General features: G+C 73.9%; 15 protein-coding genes. 10 read left to right on the forward strand and 5 right to left on the reverse strand.

Annotated features, from left to right (window positions below):
* Positions 1-160: 160 nt before the first annotated feature.
* A complete protein-coding gene (locus ACZ4M8_RS18580; RefSeq protein ID WP_467608556.1) occupies positions 161-4,393 on the forward strand; it encodes a PAS domain-containing protein in 4,233 nt (1,410 codons plus the stop codon).
* Between the two features lie 74 nt (positions 4,394-4,467).
* Here ACZ4M8_RS18580 and ACZ4M8_RS18585 read toward each other — a convergent pair whose 3' ends face one another.
* The 3 genes from ACZ4M8_RS18585 to ACZ4M8_RS18595 form a co-directional block, all read right to left on the reverse strand.
* Positions 4,468-6,114 (reverse strand): long-chain fatty acid--CoA ligase, encoded by a 1,647-nt coding sequence (locus tag ACZ4M8_RS18585; RefSeq protein ID WP_467608558.1) that lies wholly within the window; start codon positions 6,112-6,114, stop codon positions 4,468-4,470.
* A 176-nt stretch (positions 6,115-6,290) separates the two neighbouring features.
* Positions 6,291-6,770: a hypothetical protein gene (locus ACZ4M8_RS18590; RefSeq protein WP_467608560.1), complete on the reverse strand. Its 480-nt coding sequence runs from the start codon at positions 6,768-6,770 to the stop codon at positions 6,291-6,293.
* Between the two features lie 105 nt (positions 6,771-6,875).
* A complete protein-coding gene (locus ACZ4M8_RS18595; protein WP_467608562.1) occupies positions 6,876-7,235 on the reverse strand; it encodes a hypothetical protein in 360 nt (119 codons plus the stop codon).
* 201 nt (positions 7,236-7,436) lie between these two features.
* Between ACZ4M8_RS18595 and ACZ4M8_RS18600 the strand changes: the two genes are divergently transcribed.
* The 5 genes from ACZ4M8_RS18600 (at position 7,437) to ACZ4M8_RS18620 (ending at position 10,975) form a co-directional block, all read left to right on the forward strand.
* On the forward strand, positions 7,437-8,663 hold the full coding sequence (locus ACZ4M8_RS18600; RefSeq protein WP_467608565.1) for a helix-turn-helix domain-containing protein: 1,227 nt from the start codon (positions 7,437-7,439) through the stop codon (positions 8,661-8,663).
* A gap of 55 nt (positions 8,664-8,718) precedes the next feature.
* A complete protein-coding gene (locus ACZ4M8_RS18605; protein ID WP_467608568.1) occupies positions 8,719-8,985 on the forward strand; it encodes a hypothetical protein in 267 nt (88 codons plus the stop codon).
* The gene (locus ACZ4M8_RS18610; RefSeq protein ID WP_467608569.1) at positions 8,975-9,523 is read left to right on the forward strand and encodes an NUDIX hydrolase; all 549 of its coding nucleotides are present in this window, start codon (positions 8,975-8,977) and stop codon (positions 9,521-9,523) included. Before ACZ4M8_RS18605 ends, ACZ4M8_RS18610 begins: the two co-directional genes overlap by 11 nt.
* Positions 9,524-9,769: 246 nt before the next feature.
* A complete protein-coding gene (locus tag ACZ4M8_RS18615; protein ID WP_467608571.1) occupies positions 9,770-10,483 on the forward strand; it encodes a DJ-1/PfpI family protein in 714 nt (237 codons plus the stop codon).
* A 63-nt stretch (positions 10,484-10,546) separates the two neighbouring features.
* Complete coding sequence (locus tag ACZ4M8_RS18620; protein WP_467608574.1) at positions 10,547-10,975, forward strand: MarR family winged helix-turn-helix transcriptional regulator; 429 nt, start codon at positions 10,547-10,549, stop codon at positions 10,973-10,975.
* 46 nt (positions 10,976-11,021) lie between these two features.
* Here the strand turns inward: ACZ4M8_RS18620 and ACZ4M8_RS18625 are convergent, their stop codons facing one another.
* Positions 11,022-11,333 carry a hypothetical protein gene (locus tag ACZ4M8_RS18625; RefSeq protein WP_467608576.1) on the reverse strand — a complete coding sequence of 104 codons (312 nt, stop codon included), beginning with the start codon at positions 11,331-11,333 and terminating at the stop codon, positions 11,022-11,024.
* Between the two features lie 233 nt (positions 11,334-11,566).
* On the opposite strand from ACZ4M8_RS18625, the gene ACZ4M8_RS18630 reads away from it, so the two are divergent.
* Both ACZ4M8_RS18630 and ACZ4M8_RS18635 read left to right on the forward strand, forming a co-directional pair.
* Positions 11,567-11,965 (forward strand): VOC family protein, encoded by a 399-nt coding sequence (locus tag ACZ4M8_RS18630; RefSeq protein ID WP_467608579.1) that lies wholly within the window; start codon positions 11,567-11,569, stop codon positions 11,963-11,965.
* 140 nt (positions 11,966-12,105) lie between these two features.
* Complete coding sequence (locus ACZ4M8_RS18635) at positions 12,106-12,708, forward strand: dihydrofolate reductase family protein (RefSeq protein ID WP_467608581.1); 603 nt, start codon at positions 12,106-12,108, stop codon at positions 12,706-12,708.
* Positions 12,709-12,749: 41 nt separating this feature from the next.
* Here the strand turns inward: ACZ4M8_RS18635 and ACZ4M8_RS18640 are convergent, their stop codons facing one another.
* Complete coding sequence (locus ACZ4M8_RS18640; RefSeq protein ID WP_467608584.1) at positions 12,750-14,687, reverse strand: SpoIIE family protein phosphatase; 1,938 nt, start codon at positions 14,685-14,687, stop codon at positions 12,750-12,752.
* 139 nt (positions 14,688-14,826) lie between these two features.
* On the opposite strand from ACZ4M8_RS18640, the gene ACZ4M8_RS18645 reads away from it, so the two are divergent.
* Both ACZ4M8_RS18645 and ACZ4M8_RS18650 read left to right on the forward strand, forming a co-directional pair.
* A complete protein-coding gene (locus tag ACZ4M8_RS18645) occupies positions 14,827-19,347 on the forward strand; it encodes a HAMP domain-containing protein (RefSeq protein ID WP_467608586.1) in 4,521 nt (1,506 codons plus the stop codon).
* A complete protein-coding gene (locus tag ACZ4M8_RS18650; protein ID WP_467608589.1) occupies positions 19,344-20,309 on the forward strand; it encodes a response regulator in 966 nt (321 codons plus the stop codon). The genes ACZ4M8_RS18645 and ACZ4M8_RS18650 overlap by 4 nt, the downstream gene beginning before the upstream one ends.
* Positions 20,310-20,350 lie beyond the last annotated feature (41 nt).

A 20,350-nucleotide genomic window follows, 5' to 3' on the forward strand; every position in this document is an offset into this window, starting at 1 on the left:
GGACGCGGGGCACATGTCGGGCGTGCGGCGAGTCGCACCCGGCCGGGGTGTCACCTGCCCCTCGTCCGCCTCGGCGTCCACGGCAACTGCCCGTAGACTCCCTTCCAGCGGCCCGCCCAGCCGGGCCGGCACTGTGCGGTAACAGGGAGGAAGCGTCGTCGTGAGCAGCAGGCCATCCCGAGGCGCTGCTCGCCTCGCAGCCATACTGGACGCCCTTCCTGACGCGTTGTTGCTCGTCAACTGCAACGGCACGGTCGTCAACGCCAACGCCATCGCCCTGGAGACGTTCGAGGCGCCCGGTACCGCCCTGGTGGGGCGCGGGCTCCTCGACCTCCTGCCGTCGTTCGACTCCAAGCGCATCCCGGGGTCGATGCGGCGGCACGACGCCGACGCCGAGGGCGGGCGGACGAAGCCGACGCGGATGGTGGCGCGGCGGACCGACGGCAGTGAGCTGCTCGTCGAGGTGACCAGCGCCAATCTGGAGGACGGCCGCACGCCGTACGAGTCGGCCTTCGAGGCGGCGTACGCCGATCACCGCAACGGCTACACCGGCAACGAGCTGCTGATGCTGGTGGTGCGGGATCTGACGGGGACGCTGGACACCGAGACGGAGCTGGCGCGGCAGCAGCGGCAGACGGAGATGATCCTGCGGGCCGCGGCCGAGGGGGTCGTGGGGGTCGACGCGGACGGCAAGGTCGTCCTCGTCAATCCGTCGGCGGCGCAGATCCTCGGGTACCGGGCGAGTGAGCTGGGCGGCAAGGAGCTGCATCCGCTGATGCACCACTCCCGGGCGGACGGTTCGCCGTTGCCGTGGGAGGAGACGCCGCTGGCGGACACGTTGCGGTCCGGGCGCAAGCACCGGGTGCGCGGGCAGGCGCTGTGGGCGAAGGACGGCAAATCGGTCTCGGTCGATCTGACGACGGCTCCGGTGCGCGACGGTGATCAGCTGGTCGGCGCGGTGATGACGTTCACCGACCGGCGGCCGTACGACGCGCTGGCGGCGCGCCACGCGCAGCTGCTGGCGGTGCTGGAGCAGGCGCTGCGCGGGCCGTTGGAGGAGCTGACCGGGGAGCTGCGGGGGCTGGCGTCGGACCCGGCGGGGCAGCTGTGGCCGGAGGCCAACCAGATCCTGCACCACCTGGCGGCCGGGCACGCGCGGATGACGACGCTCGTCGACAACGTCCTCAGCTACCAGCGGCTGGACGCCGGGGCGGAGAAGCTGCGGCGCGCGAAGGTGTCGCTGGACGGTGTGGTGGCGGCCGGTGTGGAGGGCGCGATCGATCTGATCGGGCCGGGCCGGGCGCAGTTCGCGGTGCACGCGCCGCCGATCGAGGCGATGGTCGACGCGGAGCGGGTGGCGCAGGCCCTGTCGCATCTGATCGCGGATGTGGCGGGTGTCGACTCGACGGGCCGGATGCCGGCGGCGGACGCAGCCGGTCAGGGCGCGGGCGGCCGGGGTCCGCAGGACTCGACGATCGTGGTGGCCGCGGCGCGGCGCGGCGATGTCGTACGCATCGAGGTGCGCGGCCCGTACGGCGGCGGTGACCCGGTGCACGCGCCGATCGCGCGGGGCATCGTGCGGCAGCACGGCGGGCTGATGCAGACCCACAAGGTGCCGGGCGGTCAGGGCGCGGGCGGCAGTGCGTACGTGCTGGAGCTGCCGGTGGCAGCGGACGGCACGGTGCCCGCGGGCGGCGGCCGGACGCCGGAGACACAGGGCGACGGGACGACGGTGATGCCGCTCCCGGCGCAGCGGGCGCGCGGGACGGAGCCGTCGGGTGCGGACGGGGCCGGGGCCGCCGGTGGTTCGGACGGGGCCGGGCGCGCGGTCGGCGACGGTACGTCCGCCGGTGGGCACCGGCGGGTCCGGCAGGACGGTGACGGGACGGACGGCGGGGCCGGTGGGACCGCCGGGGCCGGGCGTCCGGGCACCGGTGCGGCCGGTGGCGACGCCTCCGGGGCGCCCGAGGGCGCGGCGGGCGGGCGGCGCCGGGCGGCGCAGCCGGAGAGCGCGGCGGGCGGGCTTCCGGCGCTGCCGGGCGGCGCGGGCACGGGCCCGGCGTCCGGTGGTGCGGGCACGGGCCCGGCTCAGGCCGGTGGTACGGCTCAGGCCGGAGGTACGGGTGCGGCGCAGTTGACGCCGGTCGGGCATCCGGGACAGATGCAGCAGGTGGCGGCGCAGGGTGCCGGGCAGCAGGGCGGCGGGCGGCGGGCGCGCCGGGCGCTGGCGGAGGCGCCGGGCCGGGCGGACGCGGCGGAGCGCGGCGGGCCGCAGCAGGCGGCGGGCGGTGCGCGGTCGCCGTTCGCGTTGCCGCCGGCGGCGGCGGACCGGACGCCGTCCGGGGCGGCTGCGGGGTCCGGGCTGCCGGCGCTGCCCGCGGTCGCCGGGCAGTTGCCCGCACAGGCCGAGGGCACCGGGCGGCGCCGGGCGCGGCGGCCGGTGGCGAACGGTCCGGGGCAGCCCGCCGAGGTCCCGGTGGGCCCGGCCGGGCTGGAACCGGCGGTCAACCCGGGTGTGCCGCAGGGCGAGTGGCAGGAGGAGCCGACCGGCCGCCGGCGGGCCCGGCGGGCCGCGGCCGAGGAGCGGGCGGCGGCCGCGATGGCGGACTCCGAGGCGTCCGGGATGTTCGTGGCGGGCCCCGAGGGCCTGGTGGCGCAGTCCGACGAGGAGACGGCGGCGGCCGGTGCGGCGGGTCCGCACGCGGTGGGTCCGCAGCAGCGGCCGGGGGCTCCGGTGCGGCCCGGGACGGGTGTCCCGGGGCAGCAGCCGGGTGCGGTGGTGCCGGGGCGGTCCGGTCAGCAGGCCGGTCCCGGGCTTACGGGGCAGCAGAGTCAGCAAGGTCAGCAGGCCGGTGCGGGGCGCCCCGGGCAGCAGGGGCAGCAGGCCGGGCCCGGTCTCCCCGGGCAGGCCGGGCAGCAGCCGGTGCGGCAGGGCAAGCACGGGCAGCACGGGCGGCCCGAGGAGCAGGGGCCGCAGCAGGTCCGGCCGGATGTGCCGCAGCAGCGACCGGCGCACGGCGGCCCCGTACCGCCGCAGGGCGCGGGTGCCGTCGGCGTGGCGCAGCCCGTACCGCCGCAGGGCGTGGGGGCTGCCGGTGCGGGGGAGCCCGTGCCGTCGCAGGGTGCCGTGCCGCAGCAGCCCGCGGAGCCGACGCGTGCGGTGCACGGGAGTGCGCCGGGGGCCGTGCCGGCCGAGGGGGAGGCGCCGGCGCCGACCGGGCGGCGGCGGGGGCGGCCCAGTCCCGTCGAGGCGGAGGCGGAGCAGCGGCCGGAGGAGGACGGCGGGCCGGGACCCGGTCAGTCCCACGGGCGGGCGTTCAGTGTGCGCACCCTCGGGCAGGGGGTGCCGTTCGCGCAGCAGCTCGTCGATCCGCAGGCGCAGGGGCCGGCCGCCGGGGGTACGCCGTCCGGGGGTACGCCGGCCGCGGGGTCGGGGCGGCGCCGTAAGCTCGCCGCGCCGCAGGAGAGCGGGCGCGGGGAGGCGGCCGCCGGGCGTCGGCAGGCGGCCGGGCCGGGTGCACCGCAGCCTCATCTGCTGGACGCGAGCGAGGGCCGGGCGTTCGCGGTCTCCGCGCCGGACGAGGGCAGTGAGGGGCCGGAGCCGCTGGACGGGCCGGACGGCGCCGTGGAGGTGCTCGGTCCGCAGCAGCCGCCGATGGACGACGAGTTGCCGCCGGAGCCGCTGGACAATCCGCGGCGGTTGCTGGTGTGGCCGGCGCCGGACGTCTCCACGCAGCAGGCGCTCAGCGACCGCGGCTACCGTCCGGTGATCGTCAACTCCCGGGAGGAGGTCGACGCGCAGATCGCCGCGTACCCGGCGGCGCTCTTCGTCGATCCGCTGACCGGGCCGATCACCCGTACCGCGTTGCAGTCGCTGCGTCAGGCGGCGGGGGCGGCGGAGGTTCCGGTGCTGGTCACGGCCGGTCTGGGGCAGGCGGCGCGGGAAGCGGCGTACGGCGCGGATCCGGCGGTGCTGCTGAAGGCGCTGGCGCCGCGGGACAGTGAGCAGCATCCGCCGCGGGTGCTGCTGATCGAGCAGAACGACGCGATCGCCGGGGCGTTGACGGCGTCGCTGGAGCGGCGCGGGATGCAGGTGGCGCGGGCCGCGGCGGACAGTGACGCGGTGGCGGTGGCGCATCAGGTGCGGCCGAATCTGGTCGTGATGGACCTGATGCAGGTGCGTCGCCGTCGGGCCGGGATCGTCGACTGGCTGCGGGCGAACGGGCTGCTCGACCACACCCCGCTGGTCGTCTACACCTCCGTCGATCTTGATCCGGCGCAGCTGCCGCGGCTCGCGGACGGGGAGACGGTGCTGTTCCTCGCGGAGCGGTCCACCAGCGCCGAGGTGCAGTCCCGGATCGTGGACCTGCTGGCGAAGATCGGGACGAACTGAGTCCGTCTCCGCGTACGACGGCGGAGTCCCCGTAGGTGCGGTACCTACGGGGGCTCCGGTGCGTCGGGGGCGGTTCAGCCGAGGTGGGTGATGTCCAGCTCGCCGTCGGCGTACCGCCGTCGCAGGACCTTCTTGTCGAACTTGCCGACGCTGGTCTTCGGGATCGCGTCGATCCGGGTCCAGCGCTCGGGGAGCTGCCAGCGGGCGATGCGGTCGGCGAGGAAGGTCTTCAGTGTGTCGTGGCCGGTGGTGGCGCCGTCGGTGAGGACGACGGCGGCGAGCGGACGTTCGCCCCACTTGTCGTCCGGGACGGCGATCACCGCGGCTTCGGCGACGTCCGGGTGGGCCATGAGGTGGTTCTCCAGCTCCAGGGAGGAGATCCACTCGCCGCCGGACTTGATGACGTCCTTGGCCCGGTCGGTGAGGGTGAGGAAGCCGTCCGGGGTGATCGTGCCGACGTCACCGGTGCGCAGCCAGCCGTCGGGGCTGAACTTGTCGTCCGGGCGCTGCGGGGCACCGTCCGCGCCGCCGTAGTAGGCGCCCGCGATCCACGGGCCGCGGACTTCCAGTTCGCCGGCGGATGCGCCGTCCCAGGGGAGCGCTTCGCCCGCCGGGCCGATCAGCCGTGCCTCGACGGAGGCGGGGAAGCGGCCCTGGGTGGTGCGGTAGCGCCACTCCTCGTCGCCGGTGGCGCCGGCGGGCGGGTGGGCGACGGTGCCGAGCGGGGAGGTCTCCGTCATGCCCCAGGCGTGGACGACGCGGATGCCGTGGCGTTCCTCGAAACCGCGCATGAGGACGGGCGGGCAGGCGGAGCCGCCGATGATGACGGTCCGCAGACAGGCCACGTCGCGGCGGGTGGCGTCGAGTTCGGCGAGGAGGCCCTGCCAGATGGTGGGGACGGCGGCGCCGATGGTGGGCCGCAGCGTCTCGATCATCTCGGCGAGCGGCGCGGGCTGGAGGAAACGGTCCGGCATCAGCAGTGACGCCCCGGCCATGAACGCGGCGTGCGGCAGGCCCCAGGCGTTGACGTGGAACATCGGGACCACGGGAAGTGCCAGGTCGGCGGCGCCGAGGGCGAAGGATTCGGCGCTGTTGACCTGGAGGCAGTGCAGGTAGAGGGAGCGGTGGCTGTAGAGGACGCCCTTGGGGTCGCCGGTGGTGCCGGAGGTGTAGCAGAGGATGGCGGCCTCGCGTTCGTCCAGCTCGGGCCAGTCGTAGCGCTCCGGGTGGCCGTCGAGGAGTTCCTCGTAGTCGTGGACGGCGGGCCGGGCGCCGGTGAGGACGGAGCGGTCGCCGGGGCCCACGACGACGAGGTGTTCGAGGGTGTCCAGCTGCGGCAGCAGGGGCGCGAGGAGCGGCAGCAGGCTGCCGTTGACGAGCAGGACGCGGTCCTCGGCGTGGCGGACGATCCAGGTCAGCTGCTCGGCGGGGAGCCGCAGGTTGAGGGTGTGCAGCACCGCGCCCATGGAGGGGACGGCGAGGTACGCCTCCAGGTGTTCGGCGTTGTTCCACATGAGACTCGCCACGCGGTCGCCGCGTCCGATGCCGAGGCCGCGCAACGCGTGGGCGAGGCGGGCGGAGCGGGCTCCGGCCTCCGCGAAGGTCCGCCGGTGCGGTTCGCCTCCGGTCCAGGTGATGACCTGCGAGGAACCGTGGACGGTCGAGCCGTGTTCCAGGATCCGCGAGACCGTGAGCGGTACGTCCTGCATCGTGCTGAACACCGGGTGCCTCCGCTGGGTACGGGCGCTGCGGGCGCTTGTTACGGACGAGTAGTGGTGGCGCTGGCTGCGATTCTCGGCCCGTACCGGGTGGCATGTCACGCGCTTCGGGGTGTTCTTCGGGGCACATGGCCGGATGGGACGGCCGGAGGGGAGGGGTGGCGCAGGCGCCGGGGCGCTCAGCTGCTCGCCGCCGCCGCGCCCGCTGCCGCCGTGGTGCGCTGCCGCTGCCAGCGCAGCAGCAGCACCGCCGTGACGAAGACCTGCACCTCGTCGGCGAGTCCGGGCAGGTCGGCGGTGGCGCCGAACTTGATCCCGCCGGCACGGGAGATCGAGCCGACCGGCTCGCCGTCCGTGCCCAGCAGTTCCTGCCGGCGGCCGGTGAGCGAGGCGCGCCGGAACGCGAACTCCTCGCCCGAGGCGCGCACGCTCCAGTTGCGGCGCCCCACGTGCTCCGCCGTCGCCACGCACGCCCCGGTCTCGGTCAGCAGCTCATAGGTGCCGCCGAACGCGTGCGCACGGACGGTGAACTCCGCCCCGCCCAGGCGGAAACTCCCCTTCGACTGCCCCTTTCCCGACGTGAACGTCGTCAGCTTCTGTCCGTCCCGGCTCATCTCGTACCGGCGGGGCCACGAGCCCGCCTTCTCCGCAAGCAACATTCCCCCATCAGACCACTCGCGGGGCGGTCGTGGCCCCTGCCATTTGTCATGGATCCACCCTGAGATTTGTCAGGGGTGGGACCGGGATCCGGGCGCCGTGGGGGGTCAGGCGGCTTTCTCGATCGCCTCGAAGATGTCCGCGTCCGTCTCCCGCTGCCACTCGGGCAGGTCGGGCCAGTCGGCGACGTAACCCGGCTTCGGGTCCGCGAAGTGCCGGTACATCTGCGCGGTCCAGCACACCGCGACGAACCGCCCCTTCTGCTCCCGCGTGAGCCGGGCGGCGGACCCGCCGCTCACCTCAAGAAACTGCCTGACCTGCGCATACACCGCCCCGGCCGCCGCACGCTCCCATTCGGGCGTCCCCTCCCACGGCGTGACGTACCCGGCCTTCGGCTCCCCGGGGAAATGCCGCCGCACCCCGGCGATCCACGCCTCGCGGAACACGCGCGCGCCTTCGGTCGCCATCTTTCGGTCCCCTTTCGTCGGGCCGGGATCGCGGGACCCGCGCCCCGGTGCGGGTACGGGCCGTCCAAGTACCGTGCCCGCGCGGAGAATGCGCCTGGAGTGTGACAGATCATTCGTCCTGCCGGGCGTCGGCAGGCCCGCCCCCGCACCCCACCCTCTAGGTACCGTCGACACACGAGCCCCACGGATGGAGCGCCGCTGATGCTGGAAGAAGCCGAAGAGATCGGACGCCGGGTGCGACGCGCGCGGCTTCGGCTCGGGATGCCGCAGGCGGATCTTGCCGCGGCTCTGGGCCGGACACAGGGCTGGGTGTCCAAGATGGAACGCGGGCAGATCGAACTCGATCGGGTCGGTCTGCTCAACAAGGTCGCGTCCGAGTTGCACGTCCATCCCAATGACCTCATCGGACGCCCGTACAGCAGCTCACCGGCGGAGAACCGGTGGCAGGTCGCCGCCTCGTCCATCCTGCGTGAGCTGCGACGTTACGATCTGGCGCCGGTGTTCGAGGGGGTGCCCCGCCCGGCCGACCGGCTCTGGCGGGAGACCGCGCGGCTGCACCGGCTCCGGGACGCCGCAGCCAACGTGGCGATCATGCAGGTGCTGCCGGATCTGCTCCGTGAAGCCCGTGCGCTGGCCGAGGTGTCCACCGGCCACGAGCGGGAGGAGGCGTTCGCGATCTACGCCGTGTGCTGCAAGTTCGCGCATACCGCCGCGCACGCTCTGGGCCATCCCGAGCTGGTGGCGATGGCCTGCGAGCGGGCGGCCTGGTCGGCCCGGCTGTCGGGGGACGCGGTGATGCCTGCCGTGGCCGACTGGATGCGGGTGTGGGACATGTGGGCCACCGCCGACTGGGACGACGCCGTCACCCTCGCCGACAAGGCGCTGCGGGACGTACAGCAGGGCTACGACCGGGGCGAGCCGTTCGCCGTCCGGGCATGGGGGACGCTCCAGCTCCGCACCGCGGTCTCGGCCGCCCGGGGCGGGCGGAAGGCGGAGGCCCGGGACCGTATCGGGCATGCGCGGAGCGCCGCACGGCGGCTGGGCGAGCACACCGGTCCGCTGTTCGACCGGCACTCGCTGACCTTCTCCGCGGGCAATGTGCAGGTCCACGCGATCAGCGTGGCGCTGGAGATGGGCGAGCAGGGCGATGCCCTGGCCATGAACCGCCGTACCCCGCGTGAGGTGGTCACCGCGTTGCCCCACTCCCGTCAGGGCCATCACCACATGGACCTGGCGCGGGCCTGGCTCTGGGACGGCGACCGGGACACGGCGCTCAAGGAGCTGGAAAAGGCTGAGCAGTTGGCGCCGCAGCTGATCCGTAATCACCCCATCGCGCGCTCGACGCTGCGGGGCATCGTCCACGCCGAACGGGCCGCCACCCGCGAGAAGCTGCGGCGGATGTCGGACCGTTTTCACCTCGACGGGTGACGCCGATATTCCCGCGGTTCATATTCGCCCCCGGGGCCGCTCCTAGCTTCGGGGTATGACCGAATCAGAGAAGCAACTCGTTTCACGTGAAACCGAGTTCGCGGACGGCGGCCCGTATCTCCCCCGGCTCGGCGACCTCGCCATCGACCTAGGAAAGGGTGGCCGGGTCGGGGTGGTGGTCGCCCTTCCGAGCTGCATCACCGCCTCGTACCACCTGCGGCCTCCCGGTGGGGGCCGGGAGTGGACGGCGAAGAGGGACGGCAGCACGCTCCGTCCCCTCACCGCCCCGGCGTTCCTCCGGGAGCCCGGCCATGACCGTTGACGCCGCCGCCCTCACCCGTGACCTCACCGACTACCTCCGGCATCACCCCGATGAACTCGGGCCGTTGATGCCGCTCTACGACGCGTTGCGGGATCACGCGCGGCGGGGGCGGTGTCCGCATCGGGGGCGGTGTCCGCAGGTGCGGGCGGGGGCGTTGCTGAGTGATGAGCGGGGGCGGTTGTTGTTGCTGCGGTACGGCGGGGGGTGGGCGTTTCCGGAGGGGGTGCCGGTGGCGGGGGACGGGTCGTTGCGGGAGAGCGCTTACGGGCTGTTGCGGGAGTTCGGCGGGGTGCGGGAGGCGTGGGCGGTGCCGGGGGCGGAGGGGCCGGTGCTGGTGGACGTGGGGTCGGTGGACGGGGGCGGGGCCTCCCGGCTGCGGGTCGGGTTCCGGTATCTCTTCGCCGCCCGCGCGGAGGCGGTGCCGCGGGTGGTGCTCCGTACGGGGCTGGCGCGGTGGGCCTGGCCGGAGGAGGTGGACGGGCGGATCGCGGGGCGGGTGCGGGCGTATACGGGGGCGGTGGGGGCGGAGGGGCCGTGACGGCGGGACGCGTTCCTCCGTAGGCCCGGGAGAGCCGGGAGGCCCGGGAGAGCCCGGGAGAGCCGGGAGAACTGCTGGTGGGCGCGTTCCTGTGGAGAGCTGCCGGCGGGGCACGCGGCGGTTTCGTCCGCTTCGGAGACACGGGGGTGGTCACGACCGGCGCGTCACGGGGGTTCCTTAGCCCAGACTTACAGTTGGGCTTGTAGCCTGCCTGCAAGTAGTCCGAGGCGAGGAGAGGCAAGGAACATGACGGCTGAACTGCGCAAGCTCGATGTCGGGATCCTGGTGTGTCCCGGGTATCTGCCGGTCGATGTCATCGGGGCCCACACGTTGCTGGGGTCCCAGCCGGAGGTGAACGTGCACCTCGTCTGGAAGGACCGGGACGAGATCGAGGGCGCGCCGAACTTCCCGACGCGGGCGACCACCACGTTCGAGGAGTGCCCGGCCGATCTCGATGTCCTGCTGGCGGGCGCGGTGCCCGCGGAGATCTTCGAGGACACCGAGACGCTGGAGTTCCTCGCCGACCGCGGCGGGCGCGCGAAGTGGGTCGCGGGGGTCTGCCTGGGCAGCCTGCTGATGGGCGCCGCCGGACTGCTCCGCGGGTACCGGGCCACCACCAACTTCCACGCGTACGACCTGCTGCCGTACTACGGGGCGACCCTGGTGCCGACCAACCGCGTCGTGACCGACCGCAACCGCATCACCGCGGGCCCGGCGAGCGGGAGCATGGAGATCGCGCTGCGGCTGATCCGGGACCTCCGCTCCACCGAGGCCGCGCGCCGCTCCGAGCTGAACTGGGAGTACGCCCCGGAGCCGCTGTTCGGCGTCGGTACGCCGGAGCTGGCCGGGCCCGAGCTGGCCGGGGCCTCGATCAGGGACTTCGCCGGGCAGCACACCGCTTTCCAGGAGGTGTCCGAGCGGGCGGCCGAGCGGCTCGGCATCGTGGTGCCGACGGCCTGAGAGGCGCCTGGGACACTGAACACCGGGGGCTTCGCCGCGTGAGCCCCCGGTAGGGAGTCTCAGGTGAGCAAGGCGCCGGAGGGTGCACTGTCGACCGTCATCCTGGTCATCGCCGCAGGTCGGCGGCTACAGGAGCGGATGGAGGAGCGGCTCGGCGACATCGGTCTGTCGGTACGGCTGTTCAGCGCGCTCGGGCATCTCTCGCGCGACGCCGACCTGTCGTACAGCGATCTCGCCCGCCGGGCCGGTGTCACCAGTCAGAGCATGCGCGCCACCGTTCTCCTGCTGGAGGAGCGGGGCGCGGTGGAGCGCACCCTTCAGGGGCAGGGGCACCGCGCCCGGCTGGAGCTGACCGACGAGGGCCGGGCGCTGCTCGCCAGGGCGCGGGACCTCGTGGCGGAGCTGGACGCGGAACTCCTCGCGGACGCGGACGAGGAGACCAAAGAGGCGCTGGAGGAGGCGTGCCGGCGCGCGTTGGGACGGTCGCGGTAGGGGGCCGCCCGGGGCGGGGCCGCCGGGCGGCTCCGCGCGGCGCGGGTCAGCCGGTCCACACGCGGTGGAACTCCTCGGCCGTGATCGGCTCCACCGGGTCGTCGGGGGTGATCGGCTGGTCGGTGAGGAAGCCGTGGGCGTCTTCCAGGTGGTGCCAGGCGTAGCGGTGACGGTCCCCGCCGGGGGTGAGTTCGGCCTGTTTGACGACGGCCAACGCGCCGCCGTCGGGGACCGCCTCGAAGTACCAGAGGCCGCCGTCCTCGTCCGCGTGGCGGAAGTGGTGCCGTACGGCGGCTCCCTCGTCGAGCGCGCGGTAGTACGCGGAGATCTCTGCCGTGGTGCGTGCGGGGGCGGTCATCCGCACAGGGTGCCAGGGGGGCGCCGGGCGCGGTGCGGCGGGCCGGGCGGCGGCCGGTCCGGGCGTCGCCCCCGGCGCCGGTCCCCGGGCGCCTCCCCGGAAAGCGGACAGATTCTGTCCGCTGTCTCTCCTAGCCTCCGGCGTGCACACCTTCCGCACAGCGCCTTCAGGGCCGTCAGCGCCTTCAGGGCCACCGGCCCCTTCAGGGCCTTCAGCACCGCCGAGGAGATCTGGTGGACTTCGTTTCGATCCGCATCATCACCGGGGATGTGGCGCGCCTGGTCGCGTTCTACGAGCGCGTCACGGGGGCGCGCGCCGCGTGGGCCACCGAGGACTTCGCCGAGCTGCGGATCGGGGGCGTGACGCTCGCGATCGGCGGGACCCGTACCGTCCCGCTGTTCGCGCCGGGTTCGGCGCGCCCGGCGGAGAACCGCAGCGTGATCACCGAGCTTCTCGTCGACGACGTGGACCGGGTGTACGAGGAGCTGTCCGGCTTCCTGACCGATGTCGTGGCGGAGCCGGCGACGCTGCCGTGGGGGAACCGGTCGCTGCTCTTCCGCGACCCGGACGGGAACCTCGTCAACCTCTTCACGCCGGTGACGGCGGCGGCCAGGGCGAAGTTCGGGCGCTGACGGGCGTGGGGCGGCGGCGTACCGGGACGCGGCGGCCGGGTGCGCCGTGCCCGGTTGCGCGGACCGGTCCGGGGCAGGGTGGTGCCGTCGGTCGTGCGAATGCCGACCGGCGCCGGCACGAACGGCGAAGGAGACTTCCGATGGGCAAGGTCACCACCGGCATCACCACCATGTCCCTGGACGGCTGTATCGCCGGGCCCGGGGAAAGCGGCTTCGACCTGCTGTTCCGGTGGTACGGCGACGGCGACGTCGAGATCCCGACGGCCAGTCCCGCCGTACCGCCGTTCCACGTCTCGGCGGCCGACGCCGCGCTGCTCCGGCGGGAGTGGGGGCAGGCGGGCGCGCTCGTCGTCGGGCGGCACCTGTACGACCTGACGGACGGCTGGGGCGGGCGCCATCCGATGGGGGTGCCCACGGTCGTCCTGACCCACCGGCGTCCGGACGACCGGCCCGCAGACGACGGGAACTTCGTCTTCGTCACCGGCGGCATCGAGGCGGCGGTGGCCGCGGCACAGCAGCTGGCCGGGGAGAAGGACGTCGTGGTGAACGGCGGGCAGATGGCCCGGCAGTGCCTGGAGGCGGGGCTGCTGGACGAGGTCCGGATCGCGCTGGTGCCGGTGGTCCTGGGCGGCGGCACCAAGCTCTTCGGTGAACTCGCCGGGGTGCCGGTGCGGTTCGAGGGGCCGGTGGCGGTGGTGGAGGGCGCGGGCGTCACCCATCTGCGCTACCGGGTCAGGAAGTAGGGGCCCGCGGCCGTACCCCTGGCGGGCCCGGCTTTTGGCCGTCAGCCGCTGCCCCGGGCGCGGGCCGCCGGGGGGACCGCCTGGAGGACGAGGACGGAGAGGTCGTCCTCGACGGGGCCGGGGCCGAAGTCGTGGGCGGCGCGGCGGACGTGTTCGGCGAGGGCGTTGGCGCCCAGGCCCCAGCCGTCGCGGAGGATGGCGGCGAGGCCGTCGTTGTCGTCCAGCTGCCAGCTGCCGCACCGGCGTTCGGTGACGCCGTCGGTGACGCACACCAGCGCCTCGCCGGGGGCGAGGGTGAACGGGCTGGCGCTGAACTCGGCGCCCTCGTCGATGCCGAGGAGCATCTGCGGTTCGGAGACGGGGACGACGCTGCCGTCGGTGCGCAGGTGGAGCGGGAGCGGGTGGCCGGCGCTGGCGACCGAGCCGCGGGCGCCGGCCACGCCCGGTTCGCTGGTCAGCTCGCCGCACAGAAGGCTGAGGAAGCGCGGCCTGGCCTGCTCGCCGCCGGCCTCGACGGCCTCCGCGCTCTCCTCGGCCATGGCGAGGTTGAGGCGTTCCAGGACGGATTCGACGCCGTGGCCCTCGCGGGCGAGAAGCCGGACGAGGTGGCGGGCGAGGCCGGTGACCGACATGGCCTCGGGGTCCTTGCCCTGGACGTCACCGAGGAGGAAGCACCAGCGGCGCTCGGCCAGCGGGAAGATGTCGTAGAAGTCGCCGCCGACGGTGAGGCCCTCGCCGTGCGGTTCGTAGACGACGGCGGTGTCGACGCCGGTGATGCTGGCGAGGGTGGTGGGCAGCTGGCGCCGCTGGAGGGCGCGGCTGATGGCGCGCTGGCGGGTGTACTGGCGGGCGGTGTCGACGGCCTGGGCGACACGGTGGGCGACGGCGTCGACGGTGCGGGTGACGCCGTCGGCCATCCGCAGCAGTCCGCTGCGGCCGAGCAGCAGGATGCCCTGGTCACGGCCTTGGAAGACGAGGGGGAAGGCGAGCGCGGAGCCACCCTCCGGGCCGCCGCCGGCGCTCTGCGGCCAGGGCCAGGCGGTGGCGGGGGCCAGGGCCGCGGTCGTCGGGGGCGCCGCGTGTTCCAGTTCGGTGCGGAGCGGTCCCAGGCGGCGTTCGTCGGCGTGCCAGACGCGGGAGAGGCGCAGGCCGGAGGGCTCGGCCCGGAGCCAGATACCGCACCAGTCGGCGAGCCGGGGGACGAGGAGCTGGGCGACGAGCGCGGTGACGAGATCCTGGTCGAGCTGGCCGGCGAGGAGTTCGCTGGTCTCGGCGAGGAGGGCGGGGCCGCCGAGATCGGCCCAGTCCGCGCGGGGGGCGCCGTCGGTCCCGTCCGGCGGGTGCTCCCGGGGCGGCGGCGGGTGCGTCCCCGTCCTGTCCGGGGCCGGTGCCGGTGCCGTCGGCGCCGTGTCCTCGTCCACCGCGTCCACCCCCGCGGCCGTGACCAGGCCGGCGAGGTCGGGGCGGGAGGCGGCGGGCGGGGCGCCTTGGGCGTCCGGGCCGGGGCTTTCCAGGCGGAACCAGACGGACTTCTCGGAGCGGCGGTAGGTCACGCCCCAGGCTTCCGAGAGGGCGCGGATCAGCTGGAGGCCGTAGCCCGGTTCGGCGTGCGGGGCGGGGCCCGGGGCGGTGGAGGGGTCGCGCGGGCTGCGGGACGGGTGGCGGTCGACGACCTCGATCACCACGCCGACGCCTTCCGGGCGGTCCTCGGGTCCGGCGCCGGGCGGGCGGTGACCGCCGCGTTCCAGACGGCAGCCGACGTCGATGTCGGTGCCCGCGTACATCACCGCGTTGGTGACGAGTTCGCTGGTCAGGAGGGTGGCGTCGGCGACCAGCTCCTCGGTGACCGCGTCCGTGCCGGACGCGCGGCCGGTGAGCGCGGCACGGACGAAGCGGCGGGCGGCGGCGGGTGCGAGCTGGTTCGCCGGGATGCCCTTGCGGGACACGGACGCGGACGTCTGCGCGGACAGCGGTCCCACGGCGGCCCCCTGCGTACGCCTGAGCAGAACGATTTACCTGCCCTTAAACTAAGGCATATATGACTAATTGGACAGTCCGCCGGCGGTGCGGAGACGGTCGGCGGGCCGTACACAGCGGATCGCTTGGGGAGAGTGCGCCATGGCACACGACCCGGTCCGGCGTGGGCCCGCCACGCCCCCCTCAGGCTCCGGTCCGGCCGCCCGGCCCGGAGCGCCGAGCCCCGGAACACCGCACCCGCCGCCCGGACCCGGACGGCCGGACGCCCCTGATCCCGACGGGTCCCCCACGCCCGGCGGGATCTCCGTACGGGAGCTGCGGCCACTGCTCGACGCGATGCGGGCCCTGTGCGACGGGGACTTCTCGGCGCGGGTGGCGGGCGAGCCGGACGGGGTGCTCGCCGAGATCACCGGGGTCTTCCACCGGATCGTCGCCCGCAACGCGCATCTGGCGGGCGAACTGCAACGCGTACGCCACGAGATCGTCCGGGAGGGCCGGCTGGACGAGCGGATCGCGCCGGGGCCCGGACAGGGCGGCTGGGCGGCGAACGTGGAGGCCGCCAACACCGTGCTGGACGCGCTGGTCGTCCCCGTCGCGAAGGTGTCGCGGGTGCTGGAGGCGGTGGCGGACGGCGATCTGACGCAACACGTCGATCTGCACGACGGCAGCCGCCGGCTCCGCGGCGAGCTGCGCCGGCTGGGCAGCGGCGTCAACCGCATGGTCGATGAACTCTCGCTGTTCACCGGTGAGTTGAAGCGGGTCGCGCGGGAGGTCGGCACCGAGGGGCGGCTCGGCGGGCGGGCGAGTCCGCAGGGGCTGTCCGGGGACTGGCTCCAGGTGACGGAGGCGGTCAACACGATGGCGTCGCGGCTGACGGCGCAGGTGCGGGACATCGCGGTGGTGACGACGGCGGTGGCGCGCGGCGACCTGACGCAGCAGGTGACCGTCGAGGCGACCGGGGAGCTGCTGGAGCTGAAGCTGACCGTCAACACCATGGTCGATCAGCTCTCCGCCTTCGCCGACGAGGTCACCCGCGTCGCCCGCGAGGTCGGCACCGAAGGACGGCTCGGCGGACGCGCCCAGGTCCGCGGCGCGTCGGGGGTGTGGAAGGACCTCACCGACAACGTCAACTTCATGGCGTCCAACCTGACGTCGCAGGTCCGCAGCATCGCGCAGGTCACCACGGCGGTCGCCAACGGCGATCTGAGCCAGAAGATCGTGGTGGACGCGCAGGGCGAGATCCTGGAGCTGAAGTCGACGATCAACACCATGGTCGACCAGCTCTCCGCCTTCGCCGACGAGGTCACCCGCGTCGCCCGCGAGGTCGGCACCGAAGGACGGCTCGGCGGACGCGCCCAGGTCCGCGGCGTCTCCGGGGTGTGGAAGGACCTCACGGAGAGCGTCAACTTCATGGCGGACAACCTGACGACGCAGGTGCGCAACATCGCGCAGGTCGCCACCGCCGTCGCCGAGGGCGACCTCGGCAAGAAGATCACCGTGGAGGCGAAGGGCGAGATCCTGGAGCTGAAGTCCACGATCAACACCATGGTCGACCAGCTCTCCGCCTTCGCCGACGAGGTCACCCGCGTCGCCCGCGAGGTCGGCACCGAAGGCAATCTGGGCGGTCAGGCGCAGGTCAGGGGCGCGTCGGGGGTCTGGAAGGACCTCACCGACAACGTCAACTCCATGGCGCTGAACCTCACCTCGCAGGTCCGCAACATCGCCCAGGTCACCACGGCGGTCGCCAACGGCGATCTGTCGAAGAAGATCGATGTGGACGCGCGCGGCGAGATCCTGGAGCTGAAGGACACCGTCAACACGATGGTGCAGCAGCTGCGGGCGTTCGCCGACGAGGTCACCCGCGTCGCCCGCGAGGTCGGCACCGAGGGACAGCTCGGCGGCCAGGCGGAGGTGCACGGCGTCTCGGGCGTGTGGAAGGGGCTCACCGACAACGTCAACTTCATGGCGTCCAACCTGACCTCGCAGGTCCGCAACATCGCGCAGGTCGCCACCGCCGTCGCCGAGGGCGATCTGTCGAAGAAGATCGACGTGGACGCGCGCGGCGAGATCCTGGAGCTGAAGACCACCATCAACACGATGGTCGACACCCTGTCGTCGTTCTCGTCCGAGGTGACCCGGGTGGCCCGCGAGGTCGGCAGTGAGGGACGGCTCGGCGGCCAGGCGCGCGTCGAGGGCGTCTACGGCACCTGGAAACAGCTGACGACCAGCGTCAACGAACTGGCGCTGAACCTCACCACGCAGGTGCGGGCGATCGCGGAGGTCGCCTCCGCCGTCACCCAGGGCGATATGTCCGGGTCGATCTCGGTGGAGGCACAGGGCGAGGTCGCGGCGCTGAAGAACAACATCAACCTGATGGTCGCCAACCTCCGCGAGACCACCCGCGCCAAGGACTGGCTGGAGTCCAACCTCGCCCGGATCGCCGGGCTGATGCAGGGCCACCGCGATCTCGTCGAGGTCGCCGATCTGATCCTGCGGGAGCTGACCCCGCTGGTGAACGCGCAGTTCGGGGCGTTCTTCCTGGCGAAGGCGGGCGCCGAGCCGGGCGAGGGCCTGGAGTTCATCGCCGGATACGGCACCGGGCGGTCCGAGGTCCGCCACGAACCGGCCGGGCGCGGCTCGCCCGCCGGCGGACTGGTCGCCCAGGCGGCGACGGAGAAGAAACGCATCCTGGTGGAGTCGGTCCCGGCGGACTACCTCACGATCAGCTCCGGGCTGGGCGCGGCGCCGCCGGTCAGCCTCGTCATCCTGCCGGTGCTCTTCGAGGACCAGGTGCTCGGCGTCATCGAGCTGGCGTCGTTCAGCCGCTTCAGCGATGTCCACCTGGCCTTCATCGACCAGTTCGTGACCACCATCGGCGTCTCCGTCAACACCATCATCGCCAACGCGCGCACCGAGTCGCTGCTGTCGCAGTCGCAGCGGCTGACGGCGGAGCTGCGCCGCCGCTCCGACGAACTCCAGCTGACCAACGCGGAGCTGGAGGAGAAGGCGGCGCTGCTGGCGACGTCCTCGCAGTACAAGTCGGAGTTCCTGGCGAACATGTCGCACGAGCTGCGCACCCCGCTGAACTCGCTGCTGGTGATGGCGCGGCTGCTGGCCGACAACCCCGAGGGCCGGCTGTCGCCGCAGGAGGTGGAGTTCGCGGTCACCATCCACCGCTCCGGCTCCGACCTGCTCCAGATGATCAACGACATCCTGGACCTGGCGAAGATCGAGGCCGGGCGGATGGACGTCCACCCCAAGGAACTGCCGCTGATCAAGCTGCTCGACTACGTACGGGCGACGTTCCGGCCGCTCGCCCGCGACCGGCATCTCAGCTTCGACATCACCGTCGCGGACGACGTGCCGCGCGCGCTCTACTCCGACGAGCAGCGCCTCCAGCAGATCCTGCGCAATCTGCTCTCCAACGCGCTGAAGTTCACCTCGACCGGCGGTGTCGAGCTGTCCGTCACGGTCGCCGCGCCGGACGCCGCGGGCCCCGGTCCGGCGGACGCGCCGGGCCCGGTCCTCGCCTTCGCCGTCAAGGACACCGGTATCGGTATCCCCGCCCACAAACTCGGCGCGGTCTTCGAGGCGTTCCAGCAGTCGGACGGCACCACCAACCGCAAGTACGGCGGCACCGGACTCGGTCTCTCCATCAGCCGGGACATGGCCACACTGCTCGGCGGCCGGATCACCGCCGAGAGCGAACCGGGCGTCGGCTCCGTCTTCACCCTCTACGTACCGGCGCACCACACCGGCCCGTCGGCGGCGCTCGAACTCCCGGCGGTGACGGGCGGGATGACGGCGGCACCGGCGGCGCCGGGGACGGTGCCGGAGGCAGGGCCGGGGACGGCCGGTGCCGGGCCGGGTGCCGGGGCCGGTGGGCCCGGGGCCGCGGAAGGCCGCGGCGAGGTGGACGGTGCGGGCGGGGTGAGGGGCTCTGCGGGCGCGCCGGACGGCGGGCCGGGGACGGCCGGTAGGTCCGGTGGGTCCGGCACCGCGCCCGGTGGGACGGGGCCGGAGCCCGTACGGCCCGGGGCGGAGCAGGCTGCGCCAGGTGCGGGTGCGGGCATGCCGTCGCCGCGGGCGGATCCCTGGGCCGTCGGCAGTCCGGAGGTCAGCTGGCCGGAGACCACCCGGTTGGGCGACTGGCTCAAGGGCCACTCGGGCCGGGTGCTGTCCGGCCGGCGGATCCTCATCGTCGACGACGACATCCGCAACGTCTTCGCCCTGACCCATGTCCTGGGCCGGGCCGGGATCCACGTCAAGTACGCCGAGAACGGCCGCGAGGGGCTGGAGGTCCTGGACCGGACACCCGACGTCTGCCTGGTGCTGATGGACATCATGATGCCGGAAATGGATGGTTACGAGATGATCCAGGCTCTGCGGAAGGCCCCGCGCTACGCGAAACTGCCGGTCATCGCCCTCACCGCGAAGGCCATGCCCGGCGACCGGGAACGCGCGCTGGAGACGGGCGCCGACGACTACATCCCCAAGCCCGTCGACGTGGACCGGCTGCTGGCCGCCATCTGCCGCCTCCTCGACCCCGAGGGCGGGAACGGCGGCGCGGCACCCGGGCAGGAGGGCCGGTCCGGGGAGCCGGACGAGCGGGGCACCGGACCGGACGGCGCCGGTCCCGGGCAGGCGGGGCGGTCCTCGTGAGCGCGCCCGCGGACGGCGCCGCCCTCCTCATCGTCGACGACATGGAGGAGAACCTCGCCGCGCTGGAAGCCGTGCTCGGGTCGCTCGCCCGTATCGTCCGCGCGCGCTCCGGGGAGGAGGCGCTGAAGGAGATGCTGCGGCAGGAGTTCGCGGTGGTGCTGATCGATGTGGTGATGCCGGGCATGGACGGCTTCGAGACCACCGCCAACATCAAGGGGCTCGACCAGACCAAGGACGTCCCCGTCATCCTGCTGACCGGCGCGGAGGTCGACCCGAACTACGCCTACCGCGGCTACACCGTGGGCGCCGCCGACTTCCTCGTCAAACCCTTCGACCCCTGGCTGCTGCGCACCAAGGTCAACGTCTTCCTGGAGCTGTACCGCAAGAACCGCCAACTCGCCGACCAGTCGGCCCAGTTGCGCCGTCTTCTCACCGCCGACACCACCCCTCGCCCCACCACCCCGCCCCCTGCGGGCCCCGCCCCCGCACCCCGTACGGAACCCGCACCGCCCCCTGCGGAAGCGGCCCCCGGCACCCGTACGGGCCCCGCGCCCGGCGCCACGGCCGGCACCCCGCCCCCGGACCGCCCGGCGCAGGCGGCGTGGCTGGCCAGGATCGCCGGACAACTCGCCGAGGTGGAAGGCGAACTCCGCGCGGACAACGGCACCGCGCCGTCCGCCGCGGCCGACCGGCTCGCCGGTATCGAACGCGCCATCGGCCGGCTGCTGGCCGAGTACGGCGGCGGGAAGGCCGAGGGGAACCCGGACCCGAGCGGCGGGACGGGGGCGGGCGGCGGTGAGTCCGCGGGCGAGGGGCCGGACGCGGGCGGAGCCCCGGCCCCGGACGGCACCCCGCCCCCGGGCGGGGTGCCGGCTCCGGGCGGGGCCCCGGCTCCGGGCACCGGCCCGACGGCAGGCAACGGCCCGGCCCCCGGACCGGCCCCCGGACCGGACCGCCCCTGACCCGGGACAAGGACCGGGCCGGGACCGCTCGGTACGATTCC

The sequence above is a fragment of the Streptomyces sp. NPDC027185 genome, from assembly GCF_055567035.1.